The organism is Mesorhizobium sp. M0292 (genome assembly GCF_040321695.1).
Classification (GTDB): Bacteria; Pseudomonadota; Alphaproteobacteria; order Rhizobiales; family Rhizobiaceae; genus Mesorhizobium.
The window spans coordinates 1-13,192 of sequence record NZ_JAMYSB010000034.1; the positions used below are offsets into that span (position 1 = coordinate 1).

Sequence of the window (13,192 nt, forward strand, 5' to 3'; positions counted from 1 at the left end):
CGAGCACAAGAAGCTCGCTCTGCGCCAAGCCGCATGACCAGCATCATGGCCGCCCCATTTTGCAGAACTTGACGCACACAACCTTCGATGCCCGGGCCGCCGGTGCCGACGGATAGTGGGCAAGCACGGTCTCCAGTCGAGCAAGGCGGGCTTTGTGGGCGTTCAGTTCGTATCCTGAACGCCATCCAATTTGCCTGGGTCTGCCATCTCTGCATAACTCGCTTTCAAGCAGCGAGATACGAAGGCGGACCGCGTCGATCTCCTTGACAAGCGCGGCCTTCACCGATTTTCGACTCTGCATGGCTGTAGTTCCGGTGCAAGGATGGTTCCAAACCTGACGCGTCTGGAAATGTTCCCGGGTGCCGAAGGCGTGCTGAAGATTAATGCCTCAGTGCTGCACCCGCACAATGGGTGGCCATGAGCAAAGCCGGGCACTAGCTCAACGGCCGCGGTGTGCCCGGCGAATGCTTGTGAAGAGGAGCGAATGCCTGGCCCGCCTCGTCCCGAGAGAATAAGTAGCCCTCAGAACAGCGACCGCACGTGGCCGAGATGACCAGAGGGTATTCTTGGGCCAACATATGTTAACGGCCGCTTTTGTTTCTCTCTCCTGCAAAAATATTTGGGCTGAAAGGCCGGGAACTAACCGATCCTCCGGATGTTGCGGAGTTAGTCAGGAGAAACGGACTATGTCGGACAAAGAAATTCATCGGGGCGCCTCGCGTTTTCGCCCTATCCGCGTCGTGGACGCCCGCGTGTTTCGCGGGCCGCACCTCTATAGCATGACGCCAATGGTCCAGATTCGGATCGACCTCGGAGCACTTGAGGCGTTCCCGACAGACAAACTGCCTGGGTTTTCCGAACAAATCGTCCGACTGTTGCCCGGCCTTGCGGGCCATGGCTGTAGCTATGGCGCCGCCGGCGGCTTCGTCCGCCGCATGCAGGAAGGAACCTGGCTCGGCCACGTCGTCGAGCATGTCGCCCTGGAACTGCAGAGCATGCTCGGTCACCGGGTGACACGAGGAAAGACACGGTCGGTCAAAGGCAGTCCCGGCACTTATAACGTCATGTTCGCCTACAAGGATGAGCTTGTCGGGCTGCTCGCCGGACGCGTCGCGCTCGAACTGGTGGACAGTCTGCTGCCGGCCAATCTGCATGGTGTCGAGGGGCTCGGCGACATTGCGGAAACGCAGGGGCCATTCGAGTTCGCAGCCAGGCTGCAGCAGCTCAAGCGTCTGGCCGCCGAGCGTGCCTTGGGGCCTACGACTGCTTCCTTGGTGCGCGAGGCCGAGAGGCGAGGCATACCCGCGGCGCGGATTGACGACAGCAGCCTCGTGCTGTTTGGTCACGGAAAGCATCAGAAGCGCATCCGCGCCAGTTGCAGCGACCTCACTTCCGAGATTGCGACCGAGATCGCCTCGGATAAGGACCTGACCAAATTCCTGCTGCAACAGGCCGGCCTGCCGGTGCCACGCGGGGAGCTGGTGCGATCGGCGCAGGACGCAGTCGCGGCGGCAGCACGGCTGGGCTACCCCGTGGTCACCAAACCACTCGATGGCAATCATGGAAGCGGCGTCAACATCGGTCTGGCAACGGAAGACGAGGTCCGCTGGGGCTTCGAACAGGCGCGAGAACACAGCCGTAGCGTTATCGTCGAGCAGCATTTCGTCGGCTCGGACCACAGGATCCTGGTGATCGGCGGAAAGGTGGTGGCGCTTGCCGAGAGGGTTCCGGCCCATGTGGTCGGCGATGGCCGGAGTTCTGTCGCCGAGCTCGTCGAGGAGACGAACCGCGACCCGCGGAGGGGAGAGGGCCATTCCTCGGTATTGACTCGCATCGAAATCGACGAATGTGTCGAGCATTTCCTGTCAAAATCGCAGCTCACCCTGGCGAGCGTTCCGGCGCCGGGTCAAATGGTGCTCTTGCGGCCCACCGCCAATCTCTCCACCGGTGGGACCGCGATCGACCGAACGGAAGAAATCCATCCCGAAAACGCGCTGATCGCCAGGCGGGCGGCACAGATCGTCGGTCTCGACATTGCCGGGATCGACTTCGTCTGTCCCGACATCTCACGGCCGGTGAGCGAAACCGGCGGCGGCATCATAGAGGTGAATGCCGGTCCTGGCTTTCGCATGCATCTCGAACCCTCGTCGGGGCGCGCCCGCAACGTCGCACGGCCCGTGCTCGATCTTCTCTTCAAAGGCGGCAAGGACGGCCGGATTCCGATCTTCGCGATCACGGGAACCAACGGCAAGTCGACCACTGCCCGGATGCTGGCGCACATCCTGCAGGCGAATGGCGCAACCGTCGGGCTCACCTCGACCACCGGCGTCTACCTGAACGGCGAACGAATCATCACAGGCGATTGCTCAGGCTTGCAGAGCGCCAGGATCGTGCTGCGCGAGCCGGGTGTCGATGTCGCGGTGCTGGAATGTGCGCGCGGCGGGATCCTGCGCGAAGGGCTTGCCTTCGATGCATGCGATGTTGGCGCGGTGCTGAACGTCCACGGCGACCATCTCGGGCTGAGGGGCATCGACACGATCGAGGACCTGGCGGAGGTGAAATCGGTCGTGGTCGAGTCCGTCCGCCGCGGCGGATGGAGCATTCTCAATGCCGACGACGTCCATACGTCCGCAATGTCGCGCGATGCCGGCGGCAGGACCTGCTACTTCTCGCTGGCGAGCAGGAGCGAGTGGCCCGGTTTCTTGCGCAGCCACCTGGCGGAAGGCGGCCGCGCCGTGACGCGGGAGCCCAGCAGCGACGGCTGGGACATTTTCATCCACGAGGATGGGGAATCGATGTTCCTGATGAGCGTCGACGAAATTCCCGCGACCTTCGAGGGTTCGGCCGAATTCAACGTTGCCAACAGCCTGGCAGCCGTCGCCATGGCGCATTGCCACGACGTTCCGGCGGCAACGATCCGGGCGGCGCTGGCCGAGTTTGGCACCTCGTTCGAGCAATCTCCCGGTCGCCTCAACGTCTTCGACGGGCATGGTTTCCGCACGATCGTCGACTATGCGCACAATCCGGAAGGGCTGAAGGCGCTCGGAAAGCTCGTTTCCCACATGAGGCGCGGCTATCAGCGCACGATCGGCTTGGTCGCCATACCCGGTGACCGCCGCGATTGTGATATACGCGAGATGGGCGCGATCGCTTCGCGGATATTCGACGTCATCGTCTTCAAGGAGGATGAGCAGGAGCTGCGCGGCCGAGCCCCCGGAGCGATCGCCGGCTTGCTGCGGGAAGGTGCCTTGAACGCCGGCTGCGCCCCAGGCCGCATTCACGCCGTCTGTCCCGAGAAGGAGGCCGTCGACGTGTGTCTCAGGCTTGCACGGGAAAACGACCTTGTCGTGCTGACCGTCGACGACGTTGAAGCCGTGTGGCGGCAGGTAACCGGCTTCGGAGGCGCGACGCCTTCGAGGGGAGGGCCCGATCAGACCCATATTCGCCATCTGAGGGCTGGCTGATGTGGTCGCTGATCCTGCACGGCGGCGCCAAGGAGATCGATCCGCAAGAGGAGGAGGCGCATCGCAACGGATGCATCGAGGCGCTCGAGGCAGGTCGGGCCGTCCTGGCCGGCGGCGGAACGGCGGTCGATGCCGTGGAAGCTGCCGGTCGCGTCCTCGAGGCCGACCCGACATTCAATGCGGGATATGGAAGTGCCCTCAATTCGGACGGCGAGGTCGAGATGTGCGCTGGCCTGATGGAGGGCAGGGACTTCAATGTAGGTGCCGTCGCAGTGATCAAGGGCGTGCGCCATCCAATCAGTGTCGCCAAGGCCATGCTGCATGAGGAGCCGATCCTGCTGGCGTCGGAGGGAGCCCGGCGTTTCGCCGCCGACAAGCAGCTGGAGCTTTGCGATCCGGCGGATTTGATCACGCCGCAGCAGCGCGACGCCTCCAGCAAGTCTGAGGCGAAGGATACGATCGGTGTGGTTGCCCTGGATCAATACGGGGACATCGCCGTGGGCACTTCGACCGGCGGACTGGACGGCAGTGCTCCCGGTCGTGTGGGGGATTCTCCGCAACCCGGCTGCGGCTATTATGCCGACAACCGGTTGGGAGCCGTCGCCTTCTCGGGAGACGGTGAGCATATCGCGCGAAAGGCTCTCGCGGCCCGTGTCATGCAGGCACTCTCGGCGCGGCAGGCATTGTCTTCGGGACAGGCTGAAGGCGGCCTGGAGCAGGTGCTGAATCCCGCGCTCAAGGAAGTCGAGGCGATCGGCGGCGAAGCCGGAGCCATCGTGCTTACCGCGACCGGCGTGTCTGGATGGGCGCATAACAGCAGGGAGTTCGCAGTCGCTTTCATGACCAGCGAGGACAACCACCCGCACGTTTTCCTGCGCAAGAAAGACGTGGGCAAATGACCGACAAGAAGAAAAAACGATCCTCGAACTGTAAAGCCGGAACGCTCGTCATCATCGGCGGCCACGAGGACCATGATGGCGATCGTGTCATCTTGAAGGAGGTAGCGAGCCTGGTTCCGAACGGCCGCCTGGTGCTTGCCACCATCGCGTCTCATGAGCCGGATGGCTATCTCGAGAAGTATCAGAGGTCCTTCGGTGAGCTGGGCATCAAGGATGTCATCGAGCTCTACGTCAACGACCGCCTCGAGGCAGCTCATGAAAAGAAAATAAGTGCGCTTGCAGACGTGAGCGCGGTGTTCTTCTCCGGCGGCGACCAGCTCCGCATCACCAGCCAGATCGGCGACACGCCCATCGACGAGCGGGTGCACGAAATCTATGAAGCCGGAGGCGTCATCGCCGGCACCTCCGCGGGCGCGTCGGTCATGAGCGACACAATGATGGTGAAGGGGCCGAACGCAGCGTCCTTTCGGATCGGCCACATTCGCATGGCGCCGGGACTGGGCCTGCTGCCGAACGTCATTATCGACCAGCACTTTGCGGAACGTGGCCGCATTGGGCGGCTCATCGGGGCGGTGTCGCAGAACCCGCGCGTCCTCGGCATCGGCATCGATGAAGACACCGCGATCGTGGTGAAGGGCGAGATGTTCAAGGTCATTGGCAGCGGCGCTGTCTATCTGGTCGATGCAGCCGGCGTGACGCATTCCAACATCGCGGAAGGTGAGCCTGATGCCGCCCTTTCCATCCATGATCTTAGGGTTCACGTGCTGAGCTCAGGCGACGGGTTCGATCTCGCGCTGCGACGGCCGGTAGGGCTTCCGTAAGACTTCGCCACACTCAAGCTGATGGTGCGGCGCGGTCCGCGTACCGCGAAAACCGCATATATGAAGCAGTTCTCCTATTTGAAGTCGCCCAACCAGAATTGTCGCGTTGTTGCGGGCCCGGCAGGATTACAGACGGCCTCTCGTCGGCTCGAATCCCGCAAAGCTGAAGACCTTCGCTCACCCGGCGTTCTGCCGGGCTAGCCCCGGCGGCGACTGGCCTGAATGGCAGCAAAGGTTACCGGACGAAACCCCCATGCGTCGACGCCGACATCATGCTGGCGCGTCATCGGCTTCAGACGACCGTGCGAATGACCGTGCAGGTTTACCGATCTCTTGCCGATCTGGTTCCAGGTGCGAAAAGGATAGTGGCAGAGAACCAGCAAGCTGCCCTCGACAGGAAGCTCCATGTAGTGGTGCACGCTCGCCCAGGCCGGGTCGCCAACGGTGGCAGCGCTGTCATTGTTGCCAATTATCAGGTGCTTGGACCCGTTAAGAGACGACAGCAGTGAAGACACGGTCTCGGCTGGACCCTTGGCGAAATCGCCGAGGTGCCAGACCTCGTCGTTCGGGCCAACGGTTTCGTTCCAAAACGCAACCAGCGCCTGGTCATGCTCTACCAACGAGGCGAAGGGACGCCGGTCGAGGCGCAGAATGCGCGGATCGTTGAAATGCGTATCGGAAGTGAAGAAGATCATGCGCCGCGGCCGGCTGCGACGCGCGATTGGCGATCGACTCTAACTGCCGGAGCGCTCTTCGGCTTCATCATCGATCCCGATCGGGGCTTCCCTGAGCATCTTGAGTGCCTCTTCCTTCGTAAGGCCGCACTTGCGCGCGAAGTAGAGCGCTTCGATCGCCTTTTCGCGATCCGCCGTGGATTTTGCGTGCTGTTTGGGCTTTTTGCCCATCGTTCTCTGCCACCTTCCGAGCCACCAAACCATCACAGTGCCGCGTTGTTCCCGTGCATCGGCTGACCTGCCGGACTGCGCGAATGCCGATGTCGCCGACACCCCGCGAGCCCCGGACAGCGCGTATATCAGCCGGCTCGCGACAACGGTGGAGCGACTCCAACCCCGACAGCGTGAATTCAAACGAAAGCCCGCGCCGTGGGAGGGGCCGGCGCGGGCGATCGGGCTACCGATCTTGCAGCGCGGGGGTCGACCGCTGCATGGCTCGAACTGTGCAAGCGGGCATTTGTTCCGGGCCGCATGCAAAGCATCGGCGTTTCATTGCATCCTGGGGGACACAACCAGCATTTCGCTTCAGTCCTCCGCCGATGTGGGAGGATGAATACCGCCTTGCGCTAATTCGTCCGCCCTGGACACGAAACCAACCGCGCATTGAGCGCGTAGCTTCGGCGATTTAAAACACCTACACTGGAATATTTCCGGGCGCATGGAACATCTCCGGTCGTTGATGTTTAGGCCGGAATGACGATGATCTCTGTTCTTACAATGATTTACTCTCTCGCCATCTTTATCGGCGCGAAGCGGCGCAACCTCTTGGTGAATGCGAAACTCGATAGAGCTTTGCGCAATATGGCTGGCGCAGAACTGAATCATCGTGGCCAGTAAACCGCAACAGCGCCGGTTCCAGTTCACAGCCAGTGTCCTCGCAGCCGCTACCTCGGTTCGGGTGGCAAGCGGCTCGGCAGGACTGCAAGGGCCGCCCCCTCTGGGCTGGCTGGTGCGTGGTCGATCCGATTTAGTCGATGGGGGCGGAGCACGCTGGCTCGAATTGGGGAGCCACGTCCACGATCCCCGCACCGGGGCACGCACCTTTAGGTCCGGCCCACGCGAGTGGCTTCGGAGGACCTATCCATGAACGATGATGATCCTATAAATTCGCTCGCCAATGCAATTCGTCATCGCAGCGCAATTTTGTTTGTGGGGGCGGGGGTATCGATCAGCGTCGGACTTCCGTCTTGGGAGAAGCTCATCGAGCGAATGGCAAAGGAGCTCGGCGTCGACGATGAATTTTCCACGCGACGCGATCGTTTTCAGACCTTGGCCGAATACTATCGGATCAAGCATGGCAGCATCGGACCACTTCGCAGTTGGATGGACAGAAACTGGTCTGTCGCCAAGGAACGGATCGAGAAATCGGAATTGCACCGTCTCATCGTGACGCTCGATTTTCCCGTCATCTATACGACGAACTATGACCGGAACCTGGAACTCGCTTTTGAAATCCACGGTCGAGAGTACGTGAAAGTGGCCAACGCACGGCACGTTGCGCAGGCCCGTCGAGGCGTAACCCACATCGTGAAATTTCACGGCGACTTTGACGAGGACTCTTCCCTTGTCCTCACCGAAACCGACTATCTTGACCGCCTGTCCTTCAATTCTCCCCTTGATGTCCGCTTTCGCTCGGATGCTCTCGGCAGCACGATCCTGTTCATTGGCTATAGCCTCTCCGATCCAAACATTCGGCTGCTGTTGCACCGGCTTTGGCAGACCTGGCACCGGTCTGGATATGAGAAAGATCGTCCCCCTTCGTTCATCTTCATGCCCAGCCGCAACCCTGTGGAGGAGGCCGTGCTTGGGCGCTGGGGTATTTCGGTGCTCGTTGGCACAGGTGATGATCCTGAAGCCGGTCTGACGGATTTCCTCAGGCGTTTGGTGGAAGCGGTGGCGGTGACCTGAGGCGCGCTCTCTGGTGGACTGCAGTCGGGTTTTCTCAGGTGCGCGATGACCGACGCACCAGGCGGTGGCCGACAGGCGCCAGATCGGCGACTGTTGGAGCCACGACTTCCACAATCAATCCCGCCGCTCTCATCTTGGCGTGAAGTCGATCTCCGGCGTCAATTGCCGGCAATATGCACAAACCAGGTCAATCGTCGTTTGCACATCATCCAGGCAAACAACTTCGGACGGGGTATGCATGTAACGCAAAGGCACGGAGAGCACCCCACTTGCGGCGCCGCCGCGGTTCTGCTGCATGACACGCGCGTCGGTAGGGCTTGAGCTGCCCACCGCCTGAAGCTGATAAGGTAGGCCCTCTTTCTCGGCCACCGACTTCAGCAGTTTGAACACCACCGGGTTGGTGTTCGCGCCTTGAGTGATTGCCGGCCCTTTCCCAAGGTCCAGTTTGCCCTGATCCTCGGCGCGAGCGCGCGGATAGTCCATTGCCACGCCCATATCGATTGCGAGGCCGGTTCGAGGCGCGATATTGAACGCCGAGGTCATCGCGCCTCGGGAACCGATTTCCTCTTGAACCGTACCCAGGATATAGAGCCCCACGCCGGGGTGAACGCCTCCCTCCTCGGAGAGGCAGCGCAGGACCTCGGCGCCGATGAGGAGGCCAACCTTGTTGTCGAACGCTCGTCCGACAGCAAGGTTGCCCTGTAGCGCCGCAAACTCGCCGTGGATAGTGACCGCGCTGCCGACCTCTACGACCTTCAACGCTTCCTCTCGCGAACTCGCGCCGATATCGATCCATAGTTCCATCAGCGAGGGTGTTTGAGACGTGTCAGAGGCTTTGAAGGTCTGGATTGCTTTGCGACCCACGACCCCCAGGATCGGCTCTTTGCCGTGCACCCAGACACGCTGGCCGATTTCAGTGGCAACGTCCGTTCCACCTATGGTGCTGAAGAACAGAAAACCGTCATCGTCGATGTAGTGGACGATGAAGCCGACCTCATCCATGTGCCCGGCATACATGAAGCGCATAGACGCCTCAGGATTGATGATCGCTGTGACATTGCCCATGACGTCCGTCGTCAACCTGTGGGCATACGGACGAACATACTCGCGGAAAAGCTCCGCTACAGGTTGCTCAAAGCCGCTCGGCGACGGGGTCGCCACAATTTTCTTCAAGAACTTGAGTGATTCATCGCGCATGAAGCTGACTTTCACAGTTCATGGGTGGAGGGCCATTCGAGCATGGTCATACTCGTCGGGCTTCGCGCCAATTTTGGCCTTCTTCGGTGCGATCGCCCGCGAATTGGTCAGCCCAAGGCAGGTTGTGGAGCCAGGCTTCGCGCCGGGGGGTCCAAAGCTCGTATGCCGGGAGAAGGTCGTTTGGCGCATCATCGAGAGTGCCGATCATGATCTCGGCTTCGTCGTCGCGAAGGTTCACCACGCGCGACCCGCATGCCGGACAAAAACCTCTGCCGTTGAATGCAGCAAGCTCGCCCTTGCACTGGTAAGCCGACCGCGGCCACACGGCAAAGGCACTGTAGGTGCTGCCGCTGGTTCGCTTGCAATCCTGGCAATGACACAAGCCAACGCGCAACGGCGCGCCGGTAACAACATACCTCACAGACCCGCAAAGACAGCCGCCGGTCCGCTCTATCTTTTCAACCTTGCCGTTCATGGTCGCCGGAGCCATGAGTGAGGGAAGCGTGTTGGACTCGGCTCTGCCGTTTGCATCCGAGGCGTCAAGTTAATCGGCAATGTCTTCAACAAGGCCTAACTCCAAAGCTCTGGCTGCCATCAGGTAGCAGTTGGTCAAGGCATGGTCGCGCAGCTCTTCCAGCGATGTTCGAGAACCTTGGACGAGATCGGCGAACCCTTCATTCTCGAGTCGCTCTGCCGTTTCCAACAGCGCAAGTTGTTCGCGAACGATCTGAAGACAGCTTCGAATTGGTCCATTCAGAACCAAGTCTTTCTCAAGCCTTCTTTCATGAATCAGCAGGACTGCTTGCGGGCAAAGGAACCTGCAGGCTTTCGGGAAAGCGGCAAGGACCGTTACCCCGGCAGAGTAAACCGTATTCTTGCCAATGATGTAGCCGTTGCGGCCCGAGTGTTTCAGAAAAAGTTTGAACTCTAGAGTTAGACGTCGCGCGCCGTCGGCGTCGCCTCCGGGCGTGTCGATTTCAACGTAGAGATCGTCTTCCCCGGAACGCACGGTTTTCAAATCGTCCAAGGCTTTGGTGACGACAGTGTCATCAATCAAGCCGTGTATACGCAAGTTTGGATCGAACAAAAGCCGGTGAAGGTCTGGAGCGGGCGGCGGGGAGACGGTGTGTTCGGCTGACTGGGGCAACAGGTCCATATAGGCATCCTCATTATGGGGGCCGAACTTAGTTGGTACCCTTTTGTTCCCTTGAGGGAGTTCGAGCGGTGGTGATCACAGCCGCGTCTCTCGGCGGCTGTTGAGCTCCCTCTTGCATTGCAGATCGTTTTCGCACCAGGCCCGGTAGAGGCACCTCAGCCGCTGGGTTGGCTCCATGGGCATATCGGGCATTTGCCGGAGCTGACGCAGTCGCTTTGCTGACATCTGCCATGTCCGGGGCCAGTCCTGTGGACGGTTGAACTCGACGGCCTCAATGGTTCCCGGCTGCTGCCTTCCGGACCCCCGCGGTCGGGCTGTTTTTCCTGGCCGTGCCATTTTTCCGGGGGGCTGAAACAAACAGCTTTGTTGGCAGTTCTAGCGTCCGGAGCACCGGCTCCGCGCGGCGCGGCCGAGCGGCCGGGGCTGTCCGGCAGGAGGTCCAGCAATGTCTCACGATATGCAAAGACGATTTGCAACGCGCTTGATCGCGGTTGCGCTGATGCTCTCGGCCAGTGGCGTGGCGCCTGTCCTGGCCCAGGATACCCCGACCGACTTCACGGCGATCATTCAGCAGAAATTGCCGGCCGTGGTCGCGATCACGACCCGGGAGGTTGTCCAGGACCAGACGACGGCGGGCGACTTTACAAGTCCGTTCGACGGCCAGGGCCTCGGACCCGTTCAGCCACAGGTGAGGGAGGCGCTTGGCTCCGGATTTGTGATCAGTCCCGACGGCTATATCGTCACCAACAACCATGTCGTTGCCGATGCGACAGAGATCCATGTCGTATTTTCCGACAAGGAAACGGCGCCGGCGCAATTGGTCGGCCGTGACCCCGCCACCGATATAGCGGTGCTGAAGGTCGACCCGCGGCCCAACATGACCACGACCAAATGGGGTGACTCGGATGCAATGCAGCCGGGCGCATGGACAATCGCGATCGGCAGTCCCTTCGGGCTCGGAGGGACAGTCACTGTCGGCGTTCTGTCGGCCCGCTCGCGAGACATTCAAGCCGGGCCGTACGACGATTTTCTCCAGACGGACGCGTCGATCAATCGAGGCAACTCGGGCGGTCCGCTGTTCAACGCACGTGGCGAGGTGATCGGCGTCAACACCGCCATTGTCTCGCCGTCGGGCGGCAGCATCGGGATCGGATTTGCGGTGCCATCGCGCACCGCCCAGAGCATCGCCGACCAGTTGATCCGAACCGGCCGGATCGAGCGCGGCTTCATCGGGGTCCGCCTGCAGGACATCACGCCGTCGCTGGCTGAGGCCCTCGGGATGAAGGATGACAAGGGCGCGCTGGTTGCTTCGGTTGAGCCCGGCAGCCCGGCGGAGAAGGCCGGCTTGAAGCCGGGTGACGTGATCACCCGGTTCAACGGCAAGGGCATTGAGGGTGTCCATGACCTCACGCTTGCGACGGCTAGCCAGAAGCCTGGCAGCAAGGCCACTCTGACACGGAGTAACGGCGGCAAGGACCAGGAGATCGCGCTTGTCATCGGTGAGCGCAAGGATGCGGAGGTGAAGACCGGCGCTGTTCCCGACAAGAAGTCGGCGGCCGAAGGCCTCGGCCTATCCCTCAGCCCGATTCCGGATCAGGCGCGTCAGCAGCTAGGCATCAAATCAGGAACGACCGGCGTCTTCGTCGTGGAAGTGGTTCCCGATGGCCTTGCCGCCCGGAGCGGATTGCAGCCGGGCGATGTCATCATATCGGCCAACGATCGCCGCGTGACGGAGCCTTCGGATATCGTCGAGGAGTGGGCGAACTCTCGCCGGCAGAGCAAGCCCATCCTGTTTCGGCTGGAAAGGCAGGGGCAGTCCGTGTTCGTGGCGGTCGCCGGGAAATGACCGTCTCCAGGACGGCCATGTGACTGCACCACGATCCGCTTGCGGATCCGCTCCAAAGGCGCCGGAGCCCAGGTGCAACGGGGAAGCATCGCCGCAGAAAGTTTGCGGGATGCGCTCATTGGCCAGGCGCGCAACGCGCACTTTTTCTGCAGCGTCAGAGCTCTTTTGAGCTCGTCGTGCTCGAGTGTGCTCCCCATCTTCAGGCAGTTTCGCGCCTTGCCGTAAGCCGTGCCTGGAGAAGGACGACGACGAGCAAAAACAGCCCGCGGATCACCGACTGCCAGTAGGCTGACAGCGAAATCCAACCCATGCCGTTTTCGAAGTTCAGGACGTTGAAAAGGATCCCGAGCAACAGCACGCCGGCCAGCGTGGTCAACACCGAGCCCGAGCCGCCGGTCAGCAGCGTCCCGCCCACGACCACGGCTGCGATGGCAAACAGCTCCCAGCCGACGCCCTCGATCGGCTGGCCTGCGCCGAACTGAGAAGCGAGGACGACGCCGGCGAGCCCGGCCAGGCACCCGCTTGCGACATAGACGAGAAATTTGACGCGGTCAGTGCGCAGCCCCATCAGCCGCGAGGCATCCTCGCCACCGCCGATGGCCAGCACCGTCCGTCCCGTGCTGGTGTAGTTCAGGACCACTGAGCCGACGGCATAGGCAACCAGGGCGATGACTGCCGGAATCGGGAAAATCCAGAAATTCCCTTGGCCGATGGCGGTGAAACCCGAATCGTAAGACACCGAAACGGTCTGGTTGCCGGCCAGAAGCAGCGCCGAGCCGCTTGCGGCCAGCATGGTGGCAAGCGTGGCGATGAATGGCATCAGGTTGCCGCGTGTAACCAGGAGCGCGTTGATCAGCCCGGCTGCCAGGCCGGCGCCAACGCCCGCTGCAAGGCCTGCCACGATGCCGTGCGGGCTCGCCAGGGCTGACGCGACGCTGCCCAAGGCGGCGACGGAGCCGACGGACAGGTCTATGCCGCCGGTCATGATCACGAAGCACATGCCGAGCGCGACGAGCGCGAACATCGAGTTGTAGCGCAGAACGCTCATCACGTTGAAGAGGCCGAGGAAGCGGTCGTAGCGCAGGAATCCGAACAGGACGAGGGCTGCAAGCGCGATGACGACACCGTAAGTGCCGATGATGCGAACCAGTCTGGCGCTGTTCATGG

The 13,192-nt window shown here is 61.5% G+C and carries 11 protein-coding genes; 5 read left to right on the top strand and 6 right to left on the bottom strand.

Annotated elements, in window-relative coordinates; genetic code table 11:
- The first annotated feature begins 686 nt into the window (after positions 1–686).
- Genes cphA through NKI96_RS30175 form a run of 3 tightly spaced genes read left to right on the top strand, consistent with a single transcriptional unit; the run spans position 687 to position 5,184 of the window.
- On the top strand, positions 687–3,464 hold the full coding sequence (gene cphA / locus NKI96_RS30165; RefSeq protein ID WP_352807565.1) for a cyanophycin synthetase: 2,778 nt from the start codon (positions 687–689) through the stop codon (positions 3,462–3,464).
- Entirely contained in the window at positions 3,464–4,363 is a 900-nt protein-coding gene (locus NKI96_RS30170) for an isoaspartyl peptidase/L-asparaginase family protein (RefSeq protein ID WP_352499992.1), read from the top strand. Before cphA ends, NKI96_RS30170 begins: the two co-directional genes overlap by 1 nt.
- Positions 4,360–5,184 carry a cyanophycinase gene (locus tag NKI96_RS30175; protein ID WP_352807566.1) on the top strand — a complete coding sequence of 275 codons (825 nt, stop codon included), beginning with the start codon at positions 4,360–4,362 and terminating at the stop codon, positions 5,182–5,184. The genes NKI96_RS30170 and NKI96_RS30175 overlap by 4 nt, the downstream gene beginning before the upstream one ends.
- A 197-nt stretch (positions 5,185–5,381) precedes the next feature.
- On the opposite strand, the gene NKI96_RS30180 is transcribed toward NKI96_RS30175, so the two are convergent.
- Positions 5,382–5,879, bottom strand: coding sequence for a hydrolase (locus tag NKI96_RS30180; protein ID WP_023736589.1), 498 nt, complete (start codon positions 5,877–5,879; stop codon positions 5,382–5,384).
- Between the two features lie 39 nt (positions 5,880–5,918).
- Complete coding sequence (locus tag NKI96_RS30185; RefSeq protein ID WP_023672674.1) at positions 5,919–6,089, bottom strand: hypothetical protein; 171 nt, start codon at positions 6,087–6,089, stop codon at positions 5,919–5,921.
- Positions 6,090–7,001: 912 nt separating this feature from the next.
- Between NKI96_RS30185 and NKI96_RS30190 the strand changes: the two genes are divergently transcribed.
- Positions 7,002–7,826, top strand: coding sequence for an SIR2 family NAD-dependent protein deacylase (locus tag NKI96_RS30190; protein WP_352787829.1), 825 nt, complete (start codon positions 7,002–7,004; stop codon positions 7,824–7,826).
- A gap of 129 nt (positions 7,827–7,955) precedes the next feature.
- On the opposite strand, the gene NKI96_RS30195 is transcribed toward NKI96_RS30190, so the two are convergent.
- The 3 genes from NKI96_RS30195 to NKI96_RS30205 all read right to left on the bottom strand — a co-directional run bounded on the left by NKI96_RS30195 (position 7,956) and on the right by NKI96_RS30205 (position 10,179).
- On the bottom strand, positions 7,956–9,023 hold the full coding sequence (locus NKI96_RS30195) for a M42 family metallopeptidase (RefSeq protein WP_352787832.1): 1,068 nt from the start codon (positions 9,021–9,023) through the stop codon (positions 7,956–7,958).
- 46 nt (positions 9,024–9,069) lie between these two features.
- Positions 9,070–9,498 carry a GFA family protein gene (locus NKI96_RS30200; RefSeq protein WP_352787834.1) on the bottom strand — a complete coding sequence of 143 codons (429 nt, stop codon included), beginning with the start codon at positions 9,496–9,498 and terminating at the stop codon, positions 9,070–9,072.
- 69 nt (positions 9,499–9,567) lie between these two features.
- Positions 9,568–10,179, bottom strand: a complete 612-nt coding sequence (locus NKI96_RS30205) for an ATP-dependent Clp protease proteolytic subunit (protein WP_352787837.1) — start codon at positions 10,177–10,179, stop codon at positions 9,568–9,570.
- 445 nt (positions 10,180–10,624) lie between these two features.
- On the opposite strand from NKI96_RS30205, the gene NKI96_RS30210 reads away from it, so the two are divergent.
- Positions 10,625–12,025: a Do family serine endopeptidase gene (locus tag NKI96_RS30210; RefSeq protein ID WP_023710472.1), complete on the top strand. Its 1,401-nt coding sequence runs from the start codon at positions 10,625–10,627 to the stop codon at positions 12,023–12,025.
- A gap of 199 nt (positions 12,026–12,224) precedes the next feature.
- On the opposite strand, the gene NKI96_RS30215 is transcribed toward NKI96_RS30210, so the two are convergent.
- A complete protein-coding gene (locus tag NKI96_RS30215; protein WP_023672667.1) occupies positions 12,225–13,190 on the bottom strand; it encodes an ABC transporter permease in 966 nt (321 codons plus the stop codon).
- Positions 13,191–13,192: the final 2 nt, after the last annotated feature.